Source organism: Acidovorax sp. GW823-FHT01C06 (assembly GCF_058798375.1).
Genome location: NZ_JBXAKN010000001.1, coordinates 1,103,273 through 1,125,817 on the forward strand (window position 1 = coordinate 1,103,273; position 22,545 = coordinate 1,125,817).

At 64.8% G+C, this 22,545-nt stretch carries 24 protein-coding genes and 2 tRNA genes; 15 read left to right on the forward strand and 11 right to left on the reverse strand.

Features of this window, described 5'->3' with window-relative positions:
- Position 1: 1 nt before the first annotated feature.
- Positions 2 to 898 carry an NAD kinase gene (locus AC1RCS_RS04990; protein ID WP_492244449.1) on the reverse strand — a complete coding sequence of 299 codons (897 nt, stop codon included), beginning with the start codon at positions 896 to 898 and terminating at the stop codon, positions 2 to 4.
- 28 nt (positions 899 to 926) lie between these two features.
- Here AC1RCS_RS04990 and hrcA point away from each other — a divergent pair, with 28 nt between their 5' ends.
- The 4 genes from hrcA (at position 927) to greB (ending at position 2,979) form a co-directional block, all read left to right on the forward strand.
- Complete coding sequence (gene hrcA / locus AC1RCS_RS04995; protein WP_218341517.1) at positions 927 to 1,931, forward strand: heat-inducible transcriptional repressor HrcA; 1,005 nt, start codon at positions 927 to 929, stop codon at positions 1,929 to 1,931.
- 51 nt (positions 1,932 to 1,982) lie between these two features.
- Positions 1,983 to 2,059, forward strand: a tRNA-Ile gene (locus AC1RCS_RS05000).
- 206 nt (positions 2,060 to 2,265) lie between these two features.
- A tRNA-Arg gene (locus AC1RCS_RS05005) sits at positions 2,266 to 2,342 on the forward strand.
- A 79-nt stretch (positions 2,343 to 2,421) separates the two neighbouring features.
- On the forward strand, positions 2,422 to 2,979 hold the full coding sequence (gene greB / locus AC1RCS_RS05010; protein ID WP_218341516.1) for a transcription elongation factor GreB: 558 nt from the start codon (positions 2,422 to 2,424) through the stop codon (positions 2,977 to 2,979).
- Positions 2,980 to 3,046: 67 nt separating this feature from the next.
- On the opposite strand, the gene AC1RCS_RS05015 is transcribed toward greB, so the two are convergent.
- The 4 genes from AC1RCS_RS05015 to AC1RCS_RS05030 form a co-directional block, all read right to left on the reverse strand.
- Positions 3,047 to 5,326, reverse strand: coding sequence for a RelA/SpoT family protein (locus tag AC1RCS_RS05015; protein ID WP_218293539.1), 2,280 nt, complete (start codon positions 5,324 to 5,326; stop codon positions 3,047 to 3,049).
- Positions 5,327 to 5,422: 96 nt separating this feature from the next.
- The gene (gene rpoZ / locus AC1RCS_RS05020; protein ID WP_005794722.1) at positions 5,423 to 5,626 is read right to left on the reverse strand and encodes a DNA-directed RNA polymerase subunit omega; all 204 of its coding nucleotides are present in this window, start codon (positions 5,624 to 5,626) and stop codon (positions 5,423 to 5,425) included.
- A gap of 15 nt (positions 5,627 to 5,641) precedes the next feature.
- Positions 5,642 to 6,262, reverse strand: coding sequence for a guanylate kinase (gene gmk / locus AC1RCS_RS05025; RefSeq protein ID WP_218293540.1), 621 nt, complete (start codon positions 6,260 to 6,262; stop codon positions 5,642 to 5,644).
- A gap of 36 nt (positions 6,263 to 6,298) precedes the next feature.
- Positions 6,299 to 7,216: a YicC/YloC family endoribonuclease gene (locus AC1RCS_RS05030; RefSeq protein WP_492244450.1), complete on the reverse strand. Its 918-nt coding sequence runs from the start codon at positions 7,214 to 7,216 to the stop codon at positions 6,299 to 6,301.
- Positions 7,217 to 7,291: 75 nt separating this feature from the next.
- Here AC1RCS_RS05030 and AC1RCS_RS05035 point away from each other — a divergent pair, with 75 nt between their 5' ends.
- The 5 genes from AC1RCS_RS05035 to hemW all read left to right on the forward strand — a co-directional run bounded on the left by AC1RCS_RS05035 (position 7,292) and on the right by hemW (position 12,265).
- On the forward strand, positions 7,292 to 8,308 hold the full coding sequence (locus tag AC1RCS_RS05035) for a serine/threonine protein kinase (protein ID WP_218293542.1): 1,017 nt from the start codon (positions 7,292 to 7,294) through the stop codon (positions 8,306 to 8,308).
- Between the two features lie 82 nt (positions 8,309 to 8,390).
- The gene (locus tag AC1RCS_RS05040) at positions 8,391 to 9,293 is read left to right on the forward strand and encodes a PP2C family protein-serine/threonine phosphatase (RefSeq protein WP_218293543.1); all 903 of its coding nucleotides are present in this window, start codon (positions 8,391 to 8,393) and stop codon (positions 9,291 to 9,293) included.
- 121 nt (positions 9,294 to 9,414) lie between these two features.
- Positions 9,415 to 10,149: a ribonuclease PH gene (rph, locus tag AC1RCS_RS05045; RefSeq protein WP_492244451.1), complete on the forward strand. Its 735-nt coding sequence runs from the start codon at positions 9,415 to 9,417 to the stop codon at positions 10,147 to 10,149.
- 66 nt (positions 10,150 to 10,215) lie between these two features.
- Entirely contained in the window at positions 10,216 to 10,818 is a 603-nt protein-coding gene (rdgB, locus tag AC1RCS_RS05050) for an RdgB/HAM1 family non-canonical purine NTP pyrophosphatase (protein ID WP_218341514.1), read from the forward strand.
- A gap of 172 nt (positions 10,819 to 10,990) precedes the next feature.
- Positions 10,991 to 12,265 carry a radical SAM family heme chaperone HemW gene (hemW, locus tag AC1RCS_RS05055; protein ID WP_492244452.1) on the forward strand — a complete coding sequence of 425 codons (1,275 nt, stop codon included), beginning with the start codon at positions 10,991 to 10,993 and terminating at the stop codon, positions 12,263 to 12,265.
- A gap of 43 nt (positions 12,266 to 12,308) precedes the next feature.
- Here hemW and AC1RCS_RS05060 read toward each other — a convergent pair whose 3' ends face one another.
- From AC1RCS_RS05060 to AC1RCS_RS05080, 5 genes are all read right to left on the reverse strand, one after another.
- A complete protein-coding gene (locus AC1RCS_RS05060) occupies positions 12,309 to 12,656 on the reverse strand; it encodes an I78 family peptidase inhibitor (RefSeq protein ID WP_492244453.1) in 348 nt (115 codons plus the stop codon).
- Positions 12,657 to 13,411: 755 nt separating this feature from the next.
- Entirely contained in the window at positions 13,412 to 14,428 is a 1,017-nt protein-coding gene (locus AC1RCS_RS05065; RefSeq protein WP_492244454.1) for an NAD(P)H-dependent glycerol-3-phosphate dehydrogenase, read from the reverse strand.
- A gap of 214 nt (positions 14,429 to 14,642) precedes the next feature.
- Positions 14,643 to 15,101 carry a protein-export chaperone SecB gene (secB, locus tag AC1RCS_RS05070; RefSeq protein ID WP_218295917.1) on the reverse strand — a complete coding sequence of 153 codons (459 nt, stop codon included), beginning with the start codon at positions 15,099 to 15,101 and terminating at the stop codon, positions 14,643 to 14,645.
- A 108-nt stretch (positions 15,102 to 15,209) separates the two neighbouring features.
- Positions 15,210 to 15,470, reverse strand: a complete 261-nt coding sequence (gene grxC / locus AC1RCS_RS05075) for a glutaredoxin 3 (protein WP_218295916.1) — start codon at positions 15,468 to 15,470, stop codon at positions 15,210 to 15,212.
- A gap of 78 nt (positions 15,471 to 15,548) precedes the next feature.
- Positions 15,549 to 15,956, reverse strand: a complete 408-nt coding sequence (locus AC1RCS_RS05080; RefSeq protein WP_492244455.1) for a rhodanese-like domain-containing protein — start codon at positions 15,954 to 15,956, stop codon at positions 15,549 to 15,551.
- 87 nt (positions 15,957 to 16,043) lie between these two features.
- On the opposite strand from AC1RCS_RS05080, the gene gpmA reads away from it, so the two are divergent.
- The 4 genes from gpmA (at position 16,044) to AC1RCS_RS05100 (ending at position 19,752) form a co-directional block, all read left to right on the forward strand.
- A complete protein-coding gene (gene gpmA / locus AC1RCS_RS05085) occupies positions 16,044 to 16,787 on the forward strand; it encodes a 2,3-diphosphoglycerate-dependent phosphoglycerate mutase (protein ID WP_218295914.1) in 744 nt (247 codons plus the stop codon).
- A gap of 122 nt (positions 16,788 to 16,909) precedes the next feature.
- A complete protein-coding gene (locus AC1RCS_RS05090) occupies positions 16,910 to 18,346 on the forward strand; it encodes a S41 family peptidase (protein ID WP_218295913.1) in 1,437 nt (478 codons plus the stop codon).
- Positions 18,347 to 18,465: 119 nt separating this feature from the next.
- On the forward strand, positions 18,466 to 19,215 hold the full coding sequence (locus tag AC1RCS_RS05095) for a HesA/MoeB/ThiF family protein (protein ID WP_218339556.1): 750 nt from the start codon (positions 18,466 to 18,468) through the stop codon (positions 19,213 to 19,215).
- A 114-nt stretch (positions 19,216 to 19,329) separates the two neighbouring features.
- A complete protein-coding gene (locus AC1RCS_RS05100) occupies positions 19,330 to 19,752 on the forward strand; it encodes a response regulator (protein WP_218295911.1) in 423 nt (140 codons plus the stop codon).
- 103 nt (positions 19,753 to 19,855) lie between these two features.
- On the opposite strand, the gene AC1RCS_RS05105 is transcribed toward AC1RCS_RS05100, so the two are convergent.
- On the reverse strand, positions 19,856 to 20,488 hold the full coding sequence (locus AC1RCS_RS05105; protein ID WP_100409415.1) for a response regulator: 633 nt from the start codon (positions 20,486 to 20,488) through the stop codon (positions 19,856 to 19,858).
- A 128-nt stretch (positions 20,489 to 20,616) separates the two neighbouring features.
- On the opposite strand from AC1RCS_RS05105, the gene AC1RCS_RS05110 reads away from it, so the two are divergent.
- Positions 20,617 to 22,020: a sensor histidine kinase gene (locus tag AC1RCS_RS05110; protein WP_218295910.1), complete on the forward strand. Its 1,404-nt coding sequence runs from the start codon at positions 20,617 to 20,619 to the stop codon at positions 22,018 to 22,020.
- Positions 22,021 to 22,377: 357 nt separating this feature from the next.
- Positions 22,378 to 22,542, forward strand: coding sequence for a DUF1328 domain-containing protein (locus AC1RCS_RS05115; protein WP_010463174.1), 165 nt, complete (start codon positions 22,378 to 22,380; stop codon positions 22,540 to 22,542).
- The last annotated feature ends 3 nt before the right edge of the window (positions 22,543 to 22,545 follow it).

The following is a 22,545-nucleotide window of genomic DNA, read 5'->3' on the forward strand; positions in this document are numbered from 1 at the left end:
GTCAGGAACCTCCTTCGTTCCAACGTAGTTTCTTGCGCAGCGTGGCAAAGTAGTTCCAGCCCAGGGGGTGAAGGAACCGCACGCAATGCTCCGACCGTTTGACCAGGATGCGGTCCCCGTGCAGCAGAGAGGCCAGGGACTGCATGTCGAAATTGGCGCTGACATCCCTTCCGCTGACCACCTCGACCGCCACTTCGGTGGCATCCGACAGGACGATGGGGCGGTTGGACAGCGTGTGGGGGGCAATGGGCACGAGCACCCATCCTGGAATGGAGGGGTGCAGCATCGGCCCTCCGGCGGAAAGCGAGTAGGCCGTGGACCCCGTCGGCGAAGCAATGATGAGGCCGTCTGCGCGCTGGTTCGCCACCAGGCGGCCGCCCACCTCGACACGCAGCTCCACCATGCCCGACGTGGCGCCCCGGTTCACCACCACATCGTTCATCGCGAGGGCCTCAAAGACAATCCGCTCATCCCGCACCACCGTGGCGTGCATGAGCGGCCGCAGGTCTTCCTCGTACTCGCCCTGCAGCATGGGCAGCAGGGTGGCTTGGTACGTGTCAAACGGAATGTCCGTGATGAAGCCCAGCCGCCCCTGGTTGATGCCGATCAGGGGGGTGCCAAACCGGGCAAGCCTGCGGCCTATGCCGAGCATGGTGCCATCGCCTCCGACCACGAGGCCCAGGTCGCACTGGCAGCCTATCTGGTCTACATTCAAGGCTGGGTAGTGTGTCAGCCCGGTGTTGCTGGCGGTTTCAGCCTCCAGCATCACTTCACAGCCTTGGCGCTCCAGAAAATGGGCGATGTCTTCCAAGGCTTGGCGAGAGCTGTCGCCCATGGAGCCTGCCGATGAAGCCTGGTACTTGCCGATGAGCGCAACATGGCGGAAATTGGACGTCATCGCGAAATTACATCATTAAAATCATTCCATGCTCGATGACCGTGCCAAGTTGTTGCTCAAAGCGCTGGTCGAGCGCTATATCGCCGATGGTCAGCCCGTTGGATCGAGGACCTTGTCGCGCGCGTCGGGGCTCGACCTCTCGCCAGCCACCATCCGCAATGTCATGGCGGATCTGGAGGAACTGGGGCTGATTGCAAGCCCCCACACTTCGGCAGGGCGCATTCCCACGGCACGTGGCTACCGGCTCTTTGTAGACACCATGCTGACGGTGCAAAGGGATCCGCTGACACCTCCACAGCTTGCGCCGGAGCAGCCCCAGAAGGTGATTGCGAACGCGGCGCAGTTGTTGTCAAACCTCTCGCAGTTCGTCGGGGTGGTCATGGCGCCACGGCGCACTTCGGTATTTCGCCACATCGAATTCCTGCGGCTTTCCGAGCGCCGGTTTCTGGTCATCATCGTTTCTCCCGAGGGGGACGTTCAGAACCGCGTCATCTTCACCGAGGCGGACTACTCGCAATCGCAGCTCATTGAAGCCTCCAACTTCCTCAACGCGCACTACGCGGGGCTCGCGATGGAGCAGGTGCGCGAGCGCCTGAAGTCCGAAGTGGATGTGCTGCGCGGCGAGATCGCCTCCCTCATGCAGGCGGCCGTCAACGTGGGTTCCGAGGCCCTGTCGGAGGCGCAGGACGAGGTTGTTATTTCGGGCGAGCGCAACCTGCTGGCTGTCAGCGATTTTTCCAGCGACATGGGAAACCTGCGGCGGGCCTTCGATCTGTTCGAGCAAAAGACCCAGATACTGCGGTTGCTGGATATCTCCAGCCAGGCGGAAGGTGTGCGCATCTACATCGGCGGCGAAAGCCATGTGGTGCCCTTTGAAGAGCTGTCCATTGTCAGTTCGCCGTACGAAGTGGACGGCAAGGTCGTGGGCACGCTGGGTGTGATCGGCCCTACGCGCATGCCCTATGACCGGATGATCCAGATCGTGGACATCACGTCCAAGCTCGTGTCCAACGCACTCAGCCATCGCAAGTAAAGCCCCTACAATACGGCGCTTGCCCCGTTGTATGGCGCTGGAGCATGGCTTGGGGCGTTAGCTCAGTTGGTTAGAGCAGAGGACTCATAATCCTTTGGTCGTTGGTTCAAGTCCAACACGCCCTACCACCCGTCGTTCGCACGGGCGATCATCGCGATTGCAGCCATTTTTCTTGTCGCAGTGCAGTCCTTTTCTCTTTGGAGTCTCTGGAGTGCATTACAATCCTGGCTTGCGTTGAGTTGAGTGTCTAATTGAGTTTGCCTTCAAGGCAGGAACAAGCAGAAAAATCTGATTTCAAGGGTCGCCAAGAAATCATGCTATAATTCAAAGCTTAGCGGCTGTAGCTCAGCTGGATAGAGTACTTGGCTACGAACCAAGGGGTCGTGGGTTCGATTCCTGCCAGCCGCACCAATGTTTAAAGCCTGCAATCGAAAGATTGCAGGCTTTTTCATTTGTCCAGAGCGCTTTGCGCTGATCGGGAGATGTGGCTATGAGCAAGGCTTTTACCAAAGAAACCGACGGTGGCGACGAAGATGAATTGGCGCTGCCTCCGCTGCCTGCGGGTGGCAAGAACTACATCACTCCCGCTGGCTATGCCCGCCTGCGGGATGAGCTGCTTGACCTGATCGACAACGAGCGTCCCAAGATCGTGGACGTCGTGCATTGGGCCGCCAGCAACGGCGATCGCTCCGAAAACGGCGACTACCTGTATGGCAAGAAGCGTCTGCGCGAAATCGACCGGCGCATCCGGTTCCTGACCCAGCGGCTGGAAATTGCTGAAGTGGTGGACCCCAGCCTTCACGCTGGAAGTGACCAGGTGTTTTTCGGGGCCACGGTGACCTATGTGGATGATGAGGCCGTGGAGCGCACCATCACCATCATGGGCATCGATGAGGCGGACAGCCACGAGTCGCAGGTGAGCTGGATTTCTCCGGTCGCCCGCGCATTGCTCAAGGCCCGTGTCGGTGATGAGGTGCAACTGCCCACGCCGGGCGGTGTCCGCAATCTGGAGGTGGTGGAGGTGAGATACCCGCCGCGAGCCGGGTAGCAGCCAACCGCGCAGCAACGCAGCCGAAGCCGAGTGGCTGGTGGGGCCTCCAGGCCAGCTGGATTTCCTACGCCTGTGGCGTGATCCTGGCGGCGCGAATGACTGCCTGGGTGCGGCGCAGGTTTTTCAGCGCCAGTTCCAGGTGTGCCTGGTCGCGCACGGCAACGATAAACCGCAGGTCGGTGGTGTCGAGCGCGGCCTCGTCATCCATGTCGACATGGGTGATATCCGCTTCTGAATTTGCCAGTTCCGCGGCCACGCGGGCCAGGACACCCTTGCCGTTGGTGACGGTGACCACGACCCCTGTTTCAAACATGCGGGTGGGCTCGTCGGACCAGTCCACCGCGATGAAGCGTTCGCTGTCCTTGTGCTGCAGGCGCTTGGCCACCGTGCAGTGCACGTTGTGGACGACCAGCCCTTCGCCCCGGCCGAGATAGCCGACGATGCTGTCGCCGGGCACGGGCCTGCAGCAGGTGGCGTATTGCACCGACGCGTTTTCGCTGCCGTCGAGCGTGACGGCCCCCTGAGACAGCGTTTCATGCGAGGTATAGCGCTCGCGGGTCATGAGCAGCGCGTCGGGGCGGTGGCCATGCTCGGACATCAGCACCATGAGCCGTTTTGCGACGATGCTGGCGATGCGCTTGCCAAGGCCCAGGTCCGTCATCAGTTCGCTGCGGGTGCGGTTGCCGGTGAAGCGCAGCAGCTTCTCCCACATCGGCTGGGTTTCCGCGTCCAGCGGTGGCAGTTGTTCAAGGCCTTCGGCGCGGATGGCCTGTGTCAGCAGCTTTTCCCCCAGCCCTTCCGATTCGGTCTGCGCCAGGGTTTTCAGATAGTGCCGGATCTTGGAGCGCGCCCGGCCGGTGCGCACAAAGCCCAGCCAGGCCGGATTGGGGGTGGAGACGGGCGCGGTGATGATTTCCACCACGTCGCCGTTCTTGAGCTCGGTGCGCAGCGGCACCTGCTCGTTGTTGATCTTGGCGGCGGTGGTGCGGTCGCCCACGTTGCTGTGGATGGCGTAGGCAAAGTCCACCACCGTCGCGCCGCGGGGCAGGGCCATGATCTGGCTCTTGGGGGTGAACACGTACACGGCGTCGGGGAACAGGTCCACCTTCACGTGGTCCCAGAACTCGGCGGCATCGCGGGTTTCGTTCTGTATGTCGAGCAGCGATTGCAGCCATTTGGTGCCCAGGCGTTCGGCAGAGGTGCCGTCGCCATCCTGTGCCTTGTACAGCCAATGCGCCGCCACGCCGGCCTCGGCGATCACGTGCATTTCGTCCGTGCGCATCTGGAACTCGATGTTCACGCCCGAAGGGCCGACAAGGGTGGTGTGCAGCGACTGGTAGCCGTTGAGCTTGGCGATCGCAATATGGTCCTTGAACTTGCCGGGCACGGGCTTGTACATCTGGTGCAGCACGCCCAATGCGGTGTAGCAGTCCGTTACCGTGGGCACGATCACCCGGAAGCCGTAGATGTCCGTGACCTGGGCAAAGCTCAGGTGTTTGAGGTCCATCTTCTGGTAGATGGCGTACAAGGTCTTTTCCCGGCCTGCCAGGCGAACCTTCATGCCGATTTTCGAGAAGGCGGTATCCACCTCGGCCTGCACCTTCTGCACCAGGTCGCGCCGGCGGTTGCGCGATTTGTTGACGGCCTTGGACAGCGTGGCATACCGCCACGGATGCAGATGCCGGAATGCCAAGTCCTGCAATTCACGGTAGGTCTGGTTGAGCCCCAGGCGGTGGGCGATGGGGGCGTAGATCTCCAGCGTTTCGGATGAGATGCGGCCCCATTTGCTGCGCGGCATGTCGGACAGCGTGCGCATGTTGTGGGTGCGGTCCGCCAGCTTGATCAGGATGACCCGCACGTCGCGCGCCATCGCCAGCAGCATCTTGCGGAAGGACTCCGCCTGGTTTTCCTCCCGGGTGTTGAACTGCAGCTTGTCGAGCTTGGTCAGGCCGTCCACCAGCTCGGCCACGGGGGCCCCAAAGCGGTCGATCAGGTCGGCCTTGGTGACGCCGCAATCTTCCATGGCATCGTGGAGCAGGGCCGCCATCAGCGCCTGTGCATCGAGCTTCCAGGTGGCGCACTGGGCCGCCACGGCGATGGGGTGGGTGATGTAGGGCTCGCCGCTGTTGCGCAACTGGCCCAGATGGGCCTCGTCCGCGAACCGGTAGGCCTGGCGCACCTGCTCGATGCTGCCGGCGTCCAGGTAGTCCAGGCTGTCCGTCAGCGCGGCAAAGCTGGCCGCAGCGGCATTGGCGGCCGCTGCGGCTGCCGAAAGGGTGCCCGCCGTTGGCGATTCGCCAAACCGGGGCTGCGTTGCAGAAGGTGAGTTGAGCACCGCGTTCATGCCTTAAATGTAGCGCGGGAGCGCATCAGACGACTTCTGGGCAAAAAAAAGCACCGCTGCCGCGGTGCTCTTTAGGGACTTCGCCCGGGAAAATGCTCAACCAGGAACCTTCTTGAGCATTTCCAGGCCAACCTTGCCTTCGGCGATTTCGCGCAAGGCGGTCACGGCGGGCTTGTTGCGGCTTTCGATGCGGGGGGCGTGGCCTTGGCTCAGCATGCGGGCACGGTACGTGGCGGCCAACACGAGCTGGAAGCGGTTGGGGATCTTTTCCAGACAGTCTTCTACGGTGATGCGTGCCATCGGTTTACTCCGGATTCAGGTGATATTGAGCGACTGGAAGGTGTCAGCACGGGCGCGGCGCTGGGCGGCGTACTTGAGTCGCTGGGCGTGAACTACGGCTTTCAGGTCGAAAAGCGCGCGCTCAAACAACTCATTGATTATAACGAAGTCGAATTTGCTGACTTGTGCCATCTCGATGGCCGCGTTCTTGAGGCGGACTTCGATGACATCGGGAGAGTCTTCGCCCCGCCGTTCCAGGCGCGAGCGCAGTTCTTCCCAGCTGGGAGGCAGGATGAACACCAGGATGGCGTTGGCAAATGCCTGCTTGATCTGCAGGGCGCCCTGGAAATCGATCTCCAGGATCACGTCCGAGCCCTGGGCAATCCGCTCCTCGATGGCTTTCTTGGAGGTGCCGTAGCGGTTGCCGTGCACATGCGCCCACTCCACGAAGGCATTGCCCTCCACCATGGCGTCGAATTCGGACTGCGAGGCGAAGTAATAGTCGCGGCCGTGTTTTTCCTGGCCGCGTGGCGCGCGGGTGGTGTGGGAGATGGACAGGTGGACGTGGGAGTCCAGCTCCAGCAGGGCCTTGACGAGGCTGGATTTGCCAGCCCCGCTGGGGGCTGCAACTACGATGAGATTTCCGGGGTAGTCCATAGTTGATGTGCGCTGCGCGCTATCAAAAAATGAGTGTTACTCGATATTTTGCACTTGCTCGCGCATCTGCTCGATCAGCACTTTCATGTCCACGCTGATGCGTGTGAGGTCAAGCGCGGCAGACTTGGAGCCCAGCGTATTGGCCTCGCGGTGCAGTTCCTGGATCAGGAAGTCCAGCCGCTTGCCCACTTCGCCGCCCTTCTTGAGCAGGCGTTCGATTTCGTCCAGGTGGGAGTCCAGCCGGGTGATTTCCTCGGCCACGTCGATACGGATGGCAAAGGCGGTGGCTTCTGTCAGGGCGCGGTCGCGGGCGGCCTCGGGCAGGGTGGCGCCATCGGTCAGGGCCATGGCCTCCTTCCAGCGCTCCATGAAGCGCAGCCGCTGCTGCTCGACCAACAGGGGCACCATGGGGACGGCCTGTTCCGCCAGGGCGCGCAGCTGCTTGACCCTGTCCAGAAGCATGGTGGCCAGCCGCTTGCCCTCCCGCTCGCGGGCGGCCATGAGCGCGGTCAGCGCTTCTTCCGCGAGGGCGGGCACGGCTTCGCTCCAGTCCTCGGAGCCCGACGGGGCGTTGGCGCACAGGCGCAGGGCATCGGCCACCGTGAGGGGGGCGGCAGTGGGCAGCCATGCCTTGACGGAGTCCTGCAGCGAGTTGAGCCGCTGCAGCAGCCGCGCGGGCGGATCCTGCAGGGTGTTGCTTTCCTCGTTCTCCAGGGCGGCCCGGACCTCGACCTTGCCGCGCTTGAGCCGGGCGGTCAGCAGGCTGCGCAGCGCGGGCTCCATGGGGCGCAATTCATCGGGCAGGCGGAACGACAGGTCCAGGAAGCGGCTGTTGACCGACCGGATTTCCAGCCCCAGCCTGCGCGATTGGGACGCGCGGGCCTCGGTTTCTGCGCCAGTGGCGGACGCGCCGTGCTGTGCGCTGGCGTATCCGGTCATGCTGTAAACTGGCATTGGACTTTTTGATGGTTGCTTGCGATCCGGCGATTATCCGGGTTCCGCTCTACCCCCGAGTCATCTTCGCAAAATATGTCAAAAATCAAGCCGGCTCCCTTGCCGCCCGACACCGCCATTGGTGGATACCGCGTGGTTCGCAGGGTGTCCTCCGGGGGCTTTGGCGTGGTCTACCTCGCCACGGACAGCGAAGGACAGCAGGTCGCCATCAAGGAATACCTTCCGTCGTCCCTGGCGACGCGCGCGCCTGGCGAGTTGCTGCCCAAGGTGCCGTCGGAGAAGCTCTCGCTCTACCGCCTGGGGCTCAAGAGCTTTTTTGAAGAAGGGCGCTCGCTGGCCCAGATCTCGCACGCCTCCGTGGTGAGCGTGCTCAATTTCTTTCGCGAGAACGAAACCGTCTACATGGTGATGAACTACCTGGAGGGCGCGACCCTGCAGGACTTCATCATCACCGCGCGTGACCTCAAGACGCAGAAGGTGTTCCGCGAGTCGACCATCCGCTCGCTGTTCGACGAGGTGCTGCGCGGCCTGCGCATCGTGCACCAGCACAAGATGCTGCACCTCGACATCAAGCCGGCCAACATCTTCATCACCGACGACAACAAGGCCGTGATGATCGACTTCGGCGCCGCGCGCGAGGTGCTGTCCAAGGAGGGCAACTTCATCCGCCCCATGTACACGCCCGGCTTTGCCGCGCCCGAGATGTACCGGCGCGACTCGTCCATGGGCCCGTGGACCGACATCTACGCCATCGGTGCCTGCATCTACGCCTGCATGCAGGGCTTTCCTCCCAACGAGGCGCCCCAGCGCATCGAAAAAGACCGCCTGTCGCTGGCGCTGACCAAGCTGCGCGGCGTGTACTCCGACAACCTCATCGAGGTGGTGGAGTGGTGCATGGCGCTGGACCCGCTGTCGCGCCCGCAGTCGGTGTTCGCGCTGCAAAAGGAGCTCAGCCGCGAGGGCGAGCGCCGCTACACCAAGCTCACGGTGGCCGAGAAGATGCGCCTGCAGCTGGACACCCTGGTGTCCGACACCAAGAAGAACGTGCAAAAGGTGGGTGAAGCCACCGGTATCGGAGCCAAACCCAAATGAAAACGACCCACGCGAAGCGGGTTGGGGCGGGGCGCCTGTTCATTAACGATGCCGTGGTGCATCCTTGTTTGCGTGGGTCACTATGAAGTTCTCGGTTTTCCAGATCAGCCGCCGTGGCGGCCGCGAGAAGAACGAAGACCGCATGGGCTATTGCTACACGCGCGAATCGGGCCTGTTCGTGCTGGCCGACGGCATGGGCGGCCACCCCGAAGGTGAAGTGGCCGCGCAGATCGCGCTGCAGACCATCTCGGCGCTGTTCCAGCGCCAGGCCAAGCCCCAGCTCAAGGACGTGCAGGAATTTCTTTCGGGCGCACTGCTGGCCGCGCACCACCAGATCCTGCGCTATGCCACCGACAAGGGCATGCTCGACACGCCCCGCACCACGCTGGTGGCGGCCGTGCTGCAGGCTGGCACGGCCACCTGGATCCACTGCGGCGATTCGCGCCTGTACATGGTGCGCGACGGCGACCTGCTCACCCGCACGCGCGACCATTCGTACATGGAGCTGCGCAATTCGCCCCCGCCGGGGCTCGAGCGCATCAACCGCAATGTGCTGTTCACCTGCCTGGGCTCGCCGACCAAACCCATCTACGACATCACGGGCCCGGTGTATCTGGAGCAGGGCGACCGCATCCTGCTGTGCTCGGACGGCCTGTGGGGCACGCTCAGCGACGAGGAAATCGCCAAGCAGCTCGCCCGCAATGCGGTGTCGCACGCGGTGCCCGAACTGGTGGAGGATGCCCTGCGCAAGGCGGGCGACAGCAGCGACAACGTCACGGTGGTGGCGATGGAATGGGAAACCCCCGACGCGTTCGAGTCCACCCAGGGCGTCTCGACAGACAGCATCAGCGACGACGTGTTTGCGTCCACCATCCAGGCGGGCCCGCTCGACGGGCTGGTGGATGACCTGGACGACGCGGCCATTGAGCGGTCCATCGCCGAAATCAACGAAGCCATACGCCGCTCTGCCGCCCGCAAGGCGTGAGTTCCCGGCCGGCCAGGCGCCGATGGATCTGGCGGCCTGAGTTTTTGGGGCGCGGGAGTGTGTCCCTGCACGCAGGTCCTTCACTCATCCGCCTTGTGTTTTTTTACGAGCCACCCACACCATGACACCCTTTGTCCGTACCGGCCGCCGCGCCGCCGACCAGTTGCGCACCGTGCGCATCACCCGCCACTACACCATGCATGCCGAGGGCTCGGTGCTCATCGAATTTGGCAACACCAAGGTGCTGTGCACCGCGTCGGTGGAGGAGCGGGTGCCGCCCCACAAGCGGGGCAGCGGAGAGGGCTGGGTGACGGCCGAGTACGGCATGCTGCCGCGCGCCACCCACACCCGCAACGACCGCGAGGCCGCGCGGGGCAAGCAAAATGGCCGCACGCAGGAGATCCAGCGTCTCATCGGCCGCTCGCTGCGCGCCGTGTTCGACCTGAAGCTGCTGGGAGAGCGCACTCTCCAGCTCGACTGCGACGTGATCCAGGCCGACGGCGGCACGCGCACCGCGGCCATCACCGGCGCCTGGGTGGCGGCGCAGGACGCGGTCAACCAGCTGCTTGCCAGCGGCAAGATCGCCCAGTCGCCGCTGGTGCAGCCCGTGGCCGCCATTTCGGTGGGTATGGTTCAGGGTACGCCGCTGCTCGACCTGGAGTACGTCGAAGACGTGGACTGCGACACCGACATGAACATCGTGATGACCGGCGCTGGCCATTTCGTGGAAGTGCAGGGCACGGCCGAGGGCGCGGCCTTTACCCGCGCGGAGATGGACCAGCTGCTGGCGTTGGCGGAAAAGGGCATTGCAGAGCTGGTGCAGCTGCAGCAGCGCTCGCTTCTGGAAACCCCATGACAGGAATACTCATTTATTGATAGCTGCTAGCGCTTGATGGATAAGCGCCGGAGGCCATTTTGACCCATGAAAATTGTTCTTGCATCCAACAACCGCGGCAAGCTGGCGGAGCTGCAGGCCATGTTCGAGCCGCTGGGCGTGGAACTGGTGCGCCAGGCCGACCTCGGCGTGGGCGAGGCCGAAGAGCCTTTTCGCACCTTTGTCGAGAACGCCCTGGCCAAGGCCCGCTTCGCCTCGGCACACACGGGCTTGCCCGCATTGGCGGACGACGCAGGCATGTGCGTGGACGCCTTTGGCGGCCTGCCGGGCGTCGATACCGCCTACTACTGCACCCAGTTCGGCTACGAGAAGAGTGACGACAACAATGTGCGGGCCCTGCTGGAGCAACTGCAGGGCGTGGCCAACCGCCGCGCGGCAATGGTCAGCACCCTGGTCGCTGTGCGCAGCCCGCAGGACCCGGAGCCGCTGATTGCGGTGGGCCGCGTGGTGGGCGAGATCACCACGGCCCCCCGGGGGAGCAACGGTTTTGGCTTCGACCCCGTGATGTTCATCCCTGAATTCGGCAAGACCTTCGCCGAGCTGCCCGTGGAGGTGAAGAACGCCCACAGCCACCGGGGCCGTTCTGCCGCGCAGATGCTGGCGCTGATGCGCGAGCGCTGGCTGGCATGAAGTTCCCCCTGAGTCGCCTCGCGCCTTCCCCCCAAAGGGGGACACCGCCAGCGCACGCAAGTGAAACGCAGCTGCGCCGCCTGGGCGGCCCTTGCGCGGCGGTCGTGCGCGCGACAGCTCCCGCTGCAGGCGGGTACCGCGGCGCGAGCGCTATGAACCTTTGAGGCTTGCAATGGCTATTCCCATCATTCCTGCTGCTGCTGCTGCTGCTGCTGCTGCTGCTGATGCGCCCGCCGTGGTGCGCGACATCCAGCACTACATGCGGCCCGGCCTGCTGCAATTGCCCAGCCTGCCTCCACTGTCCTTGTATGTGCACCTGCCCTGGTGCCTGAAGAAATGCCCGTACTGCGACTTCAACTCGCATGAGTACCGCGAGGCCGCCGGTGATCCGGGAGGGGGCGGTTTGCCCGAGCAACGCTACATCGACGCGTTGATGGCCGACCTGGAGGCGGCGCTGCCGCTGATCTGGGGCCGCACGGTGCACAGCATCTTCATCGGCGGGGGCACGCCCAGCCTGTTCTCGCCCGCAGCCATTGACCGGCTGATCGGCGACATCCGCGCCCGCCTGCGGCTGGAGGCCGATTGCGAGATCACCCTCGAGGCCAACCCCGGCACCTTCGAAAAAGACCGCTTCCGAGCGTTCCGTGCAGCGGGCGTCACGCGCCTGTCGGTGGGGGTGCAGAGTTTCAACGACCGGCACCTCCAGGCCCTGGGCCGGGTGCATGACCGCGCCCAGGCCCTGGCGGCGGTGGAGGAGGCTGCCCAGGCCTTCGACACGTTCAACCTCGACATCATGTACGCGCTGCCGGGGCAAACGCTGGAAGAGCTGGAGCAGGACATGCAGACGGCGCTGGCCCTGAAGCCGCCGCACATCTCCATCTACCACCTGACCATCGAACCCAACACCTACTTCGCGAAGTTTCCGCCGGCCGTGCCCGAGGATGACCAGGCCTATGCGATGCTGGACCGCATCACGGAGATGACCGGGCAGGCGGGGCTGGGGCGCTATGAAATCTCGGCCTACGCCCGGGCGGGGCACCAGTGTTTTCACAACACCAACTACTGGCAGTTCGGCGACTATCTGGGCATTGGCGCGGGCGCGCACAGCAAGCTGAGCTTTGCGCACCGCGTGGTGCGCCAGGTGCGCTTTCGCGATCCGGGCCGCTATATGGACAACGCCCTGGCCGGCCGCGCCGTGGCCCAGGATGACGAGGTGCGCCGCGCCGACCTGCCGTTCGAATTCATGCTCAATGCCTTGCGGCTGCGCGAGGGCTTTGCGCTGCAGGACTTCATGGCCCGCACCGGCCTGCCCGTCACCGCCATCGCCAAAGGCCTGGAGGCGGCCGAGCGCAAGGGCTTGATCGAACGCGACATGGCCCGCGTGCGCCCGACGGAGCGGGGCTTCGATTTCCTGAGCGACCTGCAGGAACTCTTTCTGGCCGACTGAAGGATCGCGGGCGCCCGCCGCGCGCCCGGTGTCGCGGGCCGGGTCAGCCGCAGCGCACGGCGATGATGCGCCCGTTGGCATCCACCTCCAGGTTCAGGCGCTGCGCATCAAACTCCTTGGTGATCATCTGCCCCGGCCGCAGGATGCGGGCCAGTTGCGCGCCCGAGCGGGCGCGTGCGGACTCCATGACCGAGGAGGTGCTGTTCTGCCCCACCGCGAACTGCGCGGGCTGGGCGTTGCATATCGCTGCCGGAGGCGCCGCCGGTGGAGGCGTGGCGCTGCCGGGCCCGCTGGAGGAGGACGGGGCGGGTGTCTGGCCATAACCGGAGCAGCCCGTCATGGCGGCGGCCAAGGTCACGCTGCCCACAAGGGCAAGAGAAGCTTTCAACATGTGGATCCTTCGGGTATCGAATCCGCTCACCATACTAGAACCCTCCGCCGGGCGGCGTGTCCGCGCGTAACAACCCGGCCTGCGGGTTTGCATCGGCCCGGTAGCCCCTGCCCGCGGCGGCGCGGACCGCACGCGATGTTGTCCTACAGCTGGCACAAGACGGGCGTTTTAGGATGCGTGCGTCGATACCCTCTCGACATCCCTCCCGCTTGCACAAGCAAGTGTTCAGCCCGCGCACTGCGGGCTTTTTTTTTGGCGTGGTGAACCTGCAGGTACCCCGGAGGGCACGTCCTTGGCCCATGGTTGCATTGCTGGGCACACACAGGCCCCTCCTGGTGCCAGGGGCATGGTGAAGGTGCGGGGGCGCAATGCCCACGGACATCTTGTGCGCGGTCGGCCGGTCACGGTCCTCGCACCGCGAGCACCGCGCCGACACCTGGTAGGCACGGGACTACGGCCACGCGCAGCGCTGGCGCACAGGGCGGGGGGAGGCGGGGCCCTAAGGTAGAGCCATCCACATTTCTTCATCCCTTCAAGGAGATCACCATGCCTATCATCTTGTGGCTGCTCGGCGTCCCGCTGTCGGTTGTTCTGTTGCTCATGCTGTTTGGCGTGTTCTGACCTCTGCGCAATCCATGTAAAAAGCCGCGTGCGCCCCAGGGCGCACGCGGCTTTTGTTTTGCGATAAGGGTGTGCGGCGCTGGGGGCGGTACGGCCGGCCCTTGCCGGGCAGGCGCCTGCCGCGCGCCGTTCGACTACACCAGTTCGGCCGCGGGCCCCCGGCCCATCAGCGCCGCCACGGCGTCCGCGGGCTGGATCTGGCCGTCCAGCAGCGCCACCGCGGCGCGGGTGATGGGCATGTCCACCCCCAGCATGGCGGCCCGCTGCGCCACGGTGCGGGCGCTGTAGACGCCTTCCGCCACGTGGCCCAGCGACTCCACCGCCTGCGCCAGGGTGCGGCCCTGCGCCAGCAGCATGCCCACGCGGCGGTTGCGCGACAGGTCGCCGGTGGCGGTCAGGACCAGATCGCCCAGGCCCGACAGGCCCATGAACGTGTCGGGCCGCGCGCCGAGCGCCAGCCCCAGCCGGGTCATTTCGGCCAGGCCGCGCGTGATGAGGGCGGCACGGGCGTTGAGCCCGAGCGCCAGGCCGTCGCACAGGCCCGTGGCGATGGCCAGCACGTTCTTCACGGCGCCACCCACTTCCACGCCCACGATGTCCTCGTTGGCGTACACCCGCACGCTGGGGCTGTGGAACGCGCCGACCAGCGCGTCCCGCACCCGCGCGTGCGGGCTGGCCGCCACCAGCGCGGTGGGCTGGCCCAGCGCCACTTCCTGCGCAAAGCTCGGACCGCTGAATACGCCTGCTATTAAATCAGGAGCTACTTGCGCTTGTACTTCATGTGCCAGCAGCCCAAAGGATGCCGAACCGGCACCGGGAGGCATCGCCTCGAAGCCCTTGCACAGCCAGGCCACGGGCGCCGTGCATCCCCGCAGCGCCTGCAGCATGCCGCGCAGCGCCGCCATGGGCGTGGCCACGATGACGAGGTCGGCATCCGGCAGCAATGCGCCAAAGTGGCCGTCGGCGATGGAGAGAGAAGGGGGAAAGTCGATGCCCGGCAGATAGCGCGCGTTCTGGCGCGCCGCGCGCATGGCGTCTGCCTGGCCCGCGTCGCGCGCCCAGAGCGTGACCGCATGGCCGGCAGGGTGCTGGGCCGCGCTCATGGCGAGGGCGGAACCCCAGGCACCGGCACCCAATACTATGATTTTCATAGCTGCTTGCGCTTATTCATCAGGCGCTGGAGGCCAAAAAATCTTTGATTCGATGATCTCCGCGCTACGCCTCGCCCGCGGCCTGTGCCAGCGGCGCGGCCCAGGCGGGGTAGCCGCGGAACTGGCTTTGCCAGGCCGTTGGCCGCGTCCCCCTCCCGAGCGCGCAGCGCGACGAGAAAGGGGGAAGGCGCGAAGCGCCTCAGGAGGGCTCTTCTTATTGCGTGATGATGGGCGAAGCCTGGCCGGCGGCCTGGGCTTGCTGCTGCTCGTACATGGCCTGGAAGTTGATTTCGGCCAGGTGCACGGGCGGGAAGCCGGCGCGGTTGATCAGGTCGGCCACGTTGCCGCGCAGGTAGGGGTACACGATCTGCGGGCAGGCGATGCCCATGATCGGGCCCATCTGGTCTTCCGGCACGTTGCGGATCTCGAAGATGCCGGCCTGCTTGGCTTCGACCAGGAACACGGTCTTGTCCTTGATCTTGGTCTGCACGGTGGCGGTCACGGCCACTTCGAAGATGCCTTCGGCCACGGGCGTGGCTTCCACGCCCAGCTGGATGTCGACGTTCGGCTGCTCTTGCTCCAGCAGGATGCCGGGGGAATTGGGCTGCTCGAGCGACATGTCCTTGAGGTAGACGCGCTGGATCTGGAACACGGGATTTTCTTGGTCGGCCATGGTGAAGTCTCTTTGCTCTAACGGAATTTCTAGCAAAACAAAACCCGCCCGGGAAAAGCTCCCGCAGCGGGCACATGGGGCTGCATTATGCAGCGCCCGCGGTGGGGGTCAGGCGGCGCCCAGCAAGGGCATGAGCTCGCCGCGGCTGTCCAGCGCCACCAGATCATCGTGGCCGCCCACATGGGTTTCACCGATGTAGATCTGCGGCACCGTGCGGCGGCCGGTGATCTCCATCATGTGGACGCGCGCGGCGGGGTCGGTGTCGATGCGGATTTCCTCGATCTGCTCCACGCCCTTGGACTTGAGAATCTGCTTGGCCCGGATGCAGTAGGGGCAGACGGCGGTGGTGTACATCTTCACGGGTTGCATGGCGATCCTTCCTTTTCTTTCCTGTGGGGCAACAAAACCTGTTGCAAGCCTATCGCTGTGGGAATAGCTGGGGGCGGCTCAGGCCTTTTCCACCGGCAGGCTGGCTTCGCGCCAGGCCTTGAGGCCGCCGGCCATGGCCTGGGCGTTCTCGTAGCCCAGCTTCTTGGCAATGGCCACCGCGCGGTTGGCGCGGGCGCCGCTCGCGCAGACCAGCACCACGGGCAGCGCCTTGTTCTTGACCACCGTGGGCAGGCGCTCTTCGAGCTGACCCAGGGGCACGTTCCTGGCACCGTTCACATGGCCGGCGGCGAATTCCTCGGTTTCGCACACGTCGATGACCACCGCTTTCTCCCTGTTGATGAGCTGCACGGCCCGGGCGGGCGTCAGCGAGCCACCACTGGCATTCTTGAGCACCGGCCACAGCAACATGCCGCCCGAAGCCAGTGCAACAAAGATCAGATACCAGTTGTCGATAATGAATTTCACGAAGATTCCTTGGGTTGGCGAACTGCGTAATTCTAGAATGCTGGGTTTTGGCCCGCATTTCTTTGACCCGCCTTTCCTGGGGAAACCATGTACAAACTCGTCCTGATCCGCCACGGCGAATCCACCTGGAACCTTGAAAACCGCTTTACCGGCTGGACCGATGTCGACCTCACGCCCACGGGAGTTTCCCAGGCCATGTCCGCCGGCAAGCTGCTCAAGGCCGAGGGCTACGAGTTCGATCTGGCCTTCACCAGCGTGCTCAAGCGTGCCATCCACACCCTCTGGTACACGCTGGACGAGATGGACTGCACCTGGCTGCCGGTCGTCAAGGACTGGCGCCTGAACGAGCGCCACTACGGCGCCCTGCAGGGCCTGAACAAGGCCGACATGGCCAAGCAATATGGCGACGAGCAGGTGCTGGTCTGGCGCCGCAGCTACGACACGCCCCCGCCGGCCCTGGAGGCCACGGACCCCCGCAGCGAGCGTGGCGACCGCCGCTACGCCGCGCTGGCCGAGGGCAGCGTGCCACTGACCGAATGCCTCAAGGACACCGTGGCGCGCGTGCTGCCCTTCTGGAACGACGCGATGGCGCCGGCCATCCGCTCGGGCAAGCGCGTGGTGCTGGCCGCGCACGGCAACTCCATCCGGGCGCTCGTCAAGTACCTCGACGGCATCTCCGAGTCCGACATCGTCGGCCTGAACATTCCCAACGGGATTCCACTGGTATATGAACTCGACGCCGACCTGAAACCCATCCGCCACTACTATCTGGGTGACGCGGAAGCGGCCGCCAGGGCCGCGGCCGCCGTGGCATCGCAGGGCAAGGCGTAAAGCTCGCGTAAAGACGGGGAAAACCCGCCATCTTCTCCTGCCAAAGTGAGTGCCCGTGCGGAACCGCGGCGGGTTCGGCCCTTCCAAGGTGTATATTGATTCGAAGCGGTAAAAGGTGTTGTATGGGCCACAAACTTAAAATTGCAGGATGGGTGTCGGTGGGGGTGGTGGCCGGAGCGCTCACCACGGTGTCCCTGCAGACGGTGGCGCGCGGCGCCATGACGCCACTGCCCCTGGAGGAAATCCAGCAGCTGTCGGCGGTGTTCGGCCTGGTGAAGACCGACTATGTCGAGCCGGTGGACGACAAGAAGCTCATCACCGACGCCATCTCGGGCATGGTCGCCAGCCTGGATCCGCACTCCCAGTATTTCGACAAGAAGTCCTTCAAGGAATTCCGCGAGGGCACGTCGGGCCGCTTCGTGGGCGTGGGCATCGAGATCACCCAGGAAGACGGGCTCATCAAGGTCGTCTCGCCCATCGAGGGCTCCCCGGCGTTTCGCGCCGGCCTCAAGACCAACGACCTGATCACCAAGATCGACGAAACGGCGGTCAAGGGGCTGTCGCTCAACGACGCCGTCAAGCGCATGCGCGGCGAGCCCAACACCAAGGTCACGCTCACCATCTTCCGCAAGGACGAGAACCGCTCGTTCCCGGTGACGATCACGCGCGAAGAGATCAAGACCCAGTCCGTCAAGGGCAAGGTGGTGGAGCCCGGATACGCCTGGATCCGCCTGTCGCAGTTCCAGGAGCGCACGGTCGATGACTTCGTGCGCAAGGTGGAGGAGGTCTACAAGCAGGACCCCAACCTCAAGGGCCTGGTGCTGGACCTGCGCAACGATCCCGGTGGCCTGCTGGACGCGGCCGTGGCCGTCTCGGCGGCGTTTTTGCCGGAGAACGTCACGGTGGTCACGACCAACGGCCAGCTGGCGGACAGCAAGGCGACCTACAAGGCATCGCCGGACTACTACCAGCGCCGTGGCGGCGGCGACCCGCTGCGCCGCCTTCCCCCGGCCCTCAAGTCCGTGCCCCTGGTGGTGCTGGTGAACGAAGGCTCGGCATCGGCCAGCGAGATCGTGGCCGGCGCGCTGCAGGACCACAAGCGCGCCACCATCATGGGCAGCCAGACGTTCGGTAAGGGGTCGGTGCAGACGGTGCGTCCCCTGGGGCCTGATACCGGCATCAAGCTGACCACGGCACGCTACTACACGCCGAGCGGCAAATCGATCCAGGCCAAGGGCATCGTGCCCGACGTGATGATCGACGAGTCCGAGGAGGGCAACATCTTTGCGGCCCTGCGCATGCGCGAGGCCGACCTCGACAAGCACCTGGGCAGCGGCCAGGGCGAGGAAAAGAAGGACGAGGCCCGTGAAAAGGCCCGCGAGGATGCGCGCAAGCGCATGGAGGACGAGGCCAAGAAGCCCGCTTCCGACCGCAAGGCGCCCGAATTCGGTTCGGACAAGGACTTCCAGCTGGTGCAGGCGCTGAACCAGCTCAAGGGCCGCTCCGTGCTGGTCAGCAAGACCTTGACGGAACGCAAGGAAGAAAAGAAAGAGAATTGAGCTTTCTTTCGCTCGTGGTCTGATCGGCTCCAAGCCGGATTCCAGCGGAATCCGGCTTTTCCTTTTGTGCCTTTGACTTTGCCCTTGGCTGTGTTCACTTTTCTGCTTGAGATTCCTTCATGACCGACGACCAGCTCCTGCGGTACTCGCGCCACATCCTGCTCGATGAGATGGGCATCGAAGGGCAGGAGCGGGTGCTGGCGGCGCATGCCCTCATCATCGGCGCGGGCGGCCTGGGTTCGCCCGCCGCGCTGTACCTTGCCTCCGCTGGCGTCGGGCACATCACGCTGGTGGACGACGATGTGGTCGACCTCACCAACCTGCAGCGGCAGATCGCCCACACCACGGCGCGGGTCGGGCAGCCCAAGGTGGCCTCCGCGGCCGCCGCCATGGCTGCCATCAATCCCGGGGTACGGGTCACGGCGCTTCAGGCGCGGGCCGATGCCGGCGTGCTGGATGCGCTCGTGCGCGAAGCCACCGTGGTGCTCGATTGCAGCGACAACTACGCCACGCGCCACGCCATCAACGCGGCGTGCGTCGCCCATGCCAAGCCGCTGGTCGCGGGGGCGGTGATCCGGTTCGACGGGCAGATCACTGTGGTCGATCCACGTGCCGCGCAATCCCCCTGCTATGCCTGCATCTTCCCCCCGGAGGCCGAATTCGAGGAGGTGGCCTGTTCGACCATGGGCGTGTTCGCTCCGCTGGTGGGGGTGGTCGGGGCGATGCAGGCGGCGGAGGCGCTCAAGCTGCTGGCCGGCATCGGCACTTCGCTGGCTGGCCGCCTGCTCATGCTGGACGGCCGGTCCATGGAGTGGAGCACCATGCATGTAGGGCGCGCACCCGGCTGCCCCGTGTGTGTTGCGCGGTAGGATTCCTCCTACAACCGCCGCGTGTGGCGGCTGGCAGAATCACGGCATCACAGCATCTAAATTCGAGGCTCGATCAGCGCAACTGTGCACCGGTCGCGAAACTGGACCCCTTCCGTGAAACTCCGCACCTATATCGTTGAAGACAACGCGACCATCCGTGAGAACCTGATTGGTACTCTCGAAGAGTTGGCGTCCGTAGAGGCGGTAGGAGTGGCGGAGACGGAAGACGAAGGCAAGAGCTGGCTGGCCGCGAACAGCGGGCAGTGGGACCTGGCCATCGTGGACCTGTTCCTGCGCCAGGGCAGCGGCCTGGGGGTGCTGGCGGCCTGCCGCGACCGCAAGCCTGGCCAGAAGATGGTGGTGCTGAGCAACTATGCGACACCCGACGTGCGCATGCGCTGTGCGCAGCTGGGCGTGGACGCGGTGTTCGACAAATCCAATGAAATCGACGCGCTGGTGGACTACTGCATCCAGCACAGCGGCCCCGTGCCCCTGGACTCCAACCCCCCCATGCCGGCATCTGGCCAAGCTGCGTGAACCCGCCGCGGCGGGGCTGCACGCCGGGTCCAGGCTTCACACCTGAACCTCCATGCCCCGCCGGACCCGAATCATGACCCCGGACTGAGGCCACTGTTCCATGTCAGTCAATCAGGCGGTTCTTGAGCGCGTAGTAGGTCAGATCGCTGTTGGAAGACAGGCTCATCTTTTCCATAAGACGCGTCCGGTAGGTGCTCACCGTCTTGACGCTCAACGACAAGGCCTTGGCGATGTCGCCCGCCGTCTCGCCCTTGGCAAGCTTGAGGAACACCTGGAACTCGCGCTCCGACAGCTGCTCGTGCGGCGGGGCGTCGTCCTTGCGGTTGAGCTGCTGGGCCAGCAGTTCGGCCACGGCGGGCGTGAGGTAGCGCCGGCCCAGCGCGATGGTGCGGATCGCTTCCACGATTTCCGAGGGCTCGCATTCCTTGTTCAGGTAGCCGCTCGCGCCCTGGCGGATCAGGTTGATCGCGTAGTGTTCTTCGGGATAGCCGCTCAGGATCAGGATGCCCATGTCCGGCGCCTTGGCGCGCAGCATGGCCAGCGCATCCAGCCCGCTCTGGCCGGGCATCGACAGGTCCATCAGCAGCACGTCGATTTCCTTGTTGCGCACGAGGTCGATGGCTTCGCGGCCGTTGGCGGCCTCGCCCTCCACCCGCAGATCCACGTGCTCCGACAGAAATTGCCGCAGCCCGGAACGAACAATCGCGTGGTCATCCACAATGCCAATCTTGATCATCGATCTTTCTTTCGCAGGGCGGTGGTGCCGCGCCTGATGTTTGTTGGTTGCACAGGTTCTTCGGCATGCCACGCCCTGATGGGGTGTGGCGGCGGCCGGGTCCTCAGACATTATCCAGAATACCGCGTATGAGCCTCAAAGAAAACACCCGCATCTGGCTTCCCAAGGTTCGCAAGATGGCGTTGAGCCTGCCGATGGCGCTGCTGGCGGCCATGGTGCTGGTAGGGATCAATGAAACGGGGCATATGCGTTCGCAGGATGCGGTCGAGCAGATGACGCACGGCCAGAACACGCGCAAGGCCGTCAATACCCTGCTGCAGAGCATGCTGGACGCGGAGACAGGCCAGCGCGGCTACCTGCTCACCGGCAACGAGACCTACCTGGAGCCCTACGACAAGGCCGTGGCCAGCGTGCAGACCAATCTGGACGGGTTGCGCGAACTGTTCATGGATGCCCCCGACGACATGCAGGAGTTCGCACTGCTGTCGCGGCAGATCTCCCGCAAGCTGGCGGAGATGGAGCTGAGCCTGCGCCTGCGCCGGCAGGGCAATGAGGACGCCTGGAAATTCATCCTGCACACCGACGTGGGCAAGGAGCACATGGAGGCGATCCGCAAGCATGCGCTGGAGCTGATCGCGCGCAGCGACCGGCATGTCAAGCAGGGCCAGGAGCAGATCGAGCAATCGCTCATGCTGTCGCGCATCGGCATCGCCACGGTCACCGTCATCGGGCTGCTCGCGTTCTACATGTACCTGCGCCAGGCGCAGGCGCTGCAGGTGGTCAACCTGCGCGAGCAGGCCCTGCTCGAGCGCGAGCGGGATCGCCTGGAGGGACTCGTGAGGGACCGCACCGCAACGCTTTCCGAACTGGCCAACCACCTGCAGCAGGTGCGCGAAGAGGAGCGCGGGCACCTCGCGCGCGAGCTGCACGATGAACTCGGCGCGCTGCTCACGGCGGCCAAGCTGGACGTCGCGCGGCTCAAGTCCAAGATCGATGCCACCGTGCCCGAGGTGGCGGAGCGGCTCAAGCACCTGACCGAAACGCTCAACAGCGGCATCGCGCTCAAGCGGCGCATCATCGAGGACCTGCGGCCTTCATCGCTCTCCAACCTCGGGCTGACCGCGGCCATTGAAATCCTCACGCGCGAATATGCCGAGCGCGCCGGCATCGAGGTGGAGACCAGCCTGGAGGCGGTGCAGTTGCCCGATGCCTCGCAGCTCACGGTGTATCGCATGGTCCAGGAGGCCCTGACCAACATCGGAAAGTACGCGAAGGCCAGCAAGATCCTGGTGTCGGTGCACGGCTATCCCACCCATGTGGCGGTGCAGGTGCGCGACGACGGGGTCGGCTTCGACCCGGCGACGGTGCGCCCCACGTCGCATGGCCTGTCCGGCATGCGCCACCGCGTGGAGTCCGCGGGCGGCCGGCTGTCGATCACCTCGCGCGCGGGCAGCGGCACCCTGGTCTCCGCGGTGCTGCCGCTGCAGCACCGCTCCGCGGACGCGCCCAAGCCCCCCGCACTGGACGTGTGACGCACCCTCAGCGCGGTGCATCCGCAGGGGCGCGGTGCCCTCGCCAGGCCTTCTTCCATCCGATTGGCCTCGCGCACGCGGCACCGCTGACGTGCCCCGCCTCTCGGGGCCTGTAGTCCTTTCGTTTTTTTGCATCCGCTGCCCGGGCGTGCCCAGGCGGGGGATGCGCGCTGCATTGCCACCCGTGCGCGGGCGGCAGGGCTTCGTCCTACAGCGGGCGCGCTGCACCGCCGACAGGCCCGCGCGCCAGGGACCGGCATCTTTGAAGCGGCAGGCTTCCTACAGTGGACCCCAGGCGCTGAATTTCTTGTGCCCTGACCCGCCGGCACACACCGGCCCCTACAAAAGGAGAAGGAAATGTTGCATTACGCAGTTGTTTTTCTGGTGATCGCGTTGATTGCAGCCCTTTTCGGCTTTGGCGGCATTGCTGCCGGGGCCGTGGGCATCGCCAAGATTCTGTTCTTTGTCTTCGTGATCATGGCTGTCGTGACCTTTGTCCTGGGGCTGCTCAAGAAGGGCTGATGC

What these genes read in the sequence shown, in the direction of transcription:
- AC1RCS_RS04990 (WP_492244449.1), bottom strand. Translation starts at nt 898, where the DNA reads ATGACGTCCAATTTCCGCCATGTTGCGCTCATCGGCAAGTACCAGGCT.
- hrcA (WP_218341517.1), top strand. Translation starts at nt 927, where the DNA reads ATGCTCGATGACCGTGCCAAGTTGTTGCTCAAAGCGCTGGTCGAGCGC.
- greB (WP_218341516.1), top strand. Translation starts at nt 2,422, where the DNA reads ATGAGCAAGGCTTTTACCAAAGAAACCGACGGTGGCGACGAAGATGAA.
- AC1RCS_RS05015 (WP_218293539.1), bottom strand. Translation starts at nt 5,326, where the DNA reads ATGAACGCGGTGCTCAACTCACCTTCTGCAACGCAGCCCCGGTTTGGC.
- rpoZ (WP_005794722.1), bottom strand. Translation starts at nt 5,626, where the DNA reads ATGGCACGCATCACCGTAGAAGACTGTCTGGAAAAGATCCCCAACCGC.
- gmk (WP_218293540.1), bottom strand. Translation starts at nt 6,262, where the DNA reads ATGGACTACCCCGGAAATCTCATCGTAGTTGCAGCCCCCAGCGGGGCT.
- AC1RCS_RS05030 (WP_492244450.1), bottom strand. Translation starts at nt 7,216, where the DNA reads ATGCCAGTTTACAGCATGACCGGATACGCCAGCGCACAGCACGGCGCG.
- AC1RCS_RS05035 (WP_218293542.1), top strand. Translation starts at nt 7,292, where the DNA reads ATGTCAAAAATCAAGCCGGCTCCCTTGCCGCCCGACACCGCCATTGGT.
- AC1RCS_RS05040 (WP_218293543.1), top strand. Translation starts at nt 8,391, where the DNA reads ATGAAGTTCTCGGTTTTCCAGATCAGCCGCCGTGGCGGCCGCGAGAAG.
- rph (WP_492244451.1), top strand. Translation starts at nt 9,415, where the DNA reads ATGACACCCTTTGTCCGTACCGGCCGCCGCGCCGCCGACCAGTTGCGC.
- rdgB (WP_218341514.1), top strand. Translation starts at nt 10,216, where the DNA reads ATGAAAATTGTTCTTGCATCCAACAACCGCGGCAAGCTGGCGGAGCTG.
- hemW (WP_492244452.1), top strand. Translation starts at nt 10,991, where the DNA reads ATGGCTATTCCCATCATTCCTGCTGCTGCTGCTGCTGCTGCTGCTGCT.
- AC1RCS_RS05060 (WP_492244453.1), bottom strand. Translation starts at nt 12,656, where the DNA reads ATGTTGAAAGCTTCTCTTGCCCTTGTGGGCAGCGTGACCTTGGCCGCC.
- AC1RCS_RS05065 (WP_492244454.1), bottom strand. Translation starts at nt 14,428, where the DNA reads ATGAAAATCATAGTATTGGGTGCCGGTGCCTGGGGTTCCGCCCTCGCC.
- secB (WP_218295917.1), bottom strand. Translation starts at nt 15,101, where the DNA reads ATGGCCGACCAAGAAAATCCCGTGTTCCAGATCCAGCGCGTCTACCTC.
- grxC (WP_218295916.1), bottom strand. Translation starts at nt 15,470, where the DNA reads ATGCAACCCGTGAAGATGTACACCACCGCCGTCTGCCCCTACTGCATC.
- gpmA (WP_218295914.1), top strand. Translation starts at nt 16,044, where the DNA reads ATGTACAAACTCGTCCTGATCCGCCACGGCGAATCCACCTGGAACCTT.
- AC1RCS_RS05090 (WP_218295913.1), top strand. Translation starts at nt 16,910, where the DNA reads ATGGGCCACAAACTTAAAATTGCAGGATGGGTGTCGGTGGGGGTGGTG.
- AC1RCS_RS05095 (WP_218339556.1), top strand. Translation starts at nt 18,466, where the DNA reads ATGACCGACGACCAGCTCCTGCGGTACTCGCGCCACATCCTGCTCGAT.
- AC1RCS_RS05105 (WP_100409415.1), bottom strand. Translation starts at nt 20,488, where the DNA reads ATGATCAAGATTGGCATTGTGGATGACCACGCGATTGTTCGTTCCGGG.
- AC1RCS_RS05110 (WP_218295910.1), top strand. Translation starts at nt 20,617, where the DNA reads ATGAGCCTCAAAGAAAACACCCGCATCTGGCTTCCCAAGGTTCGCAAG.
- AC1RCS_RS05115 (WP_010463174.1), top strand. Translation starts at nt 22,378, where the DNA reads ATGTTGCATTACGCAGTTGTTTTTCTGGTGATCGCGTTGATTGCAGCC.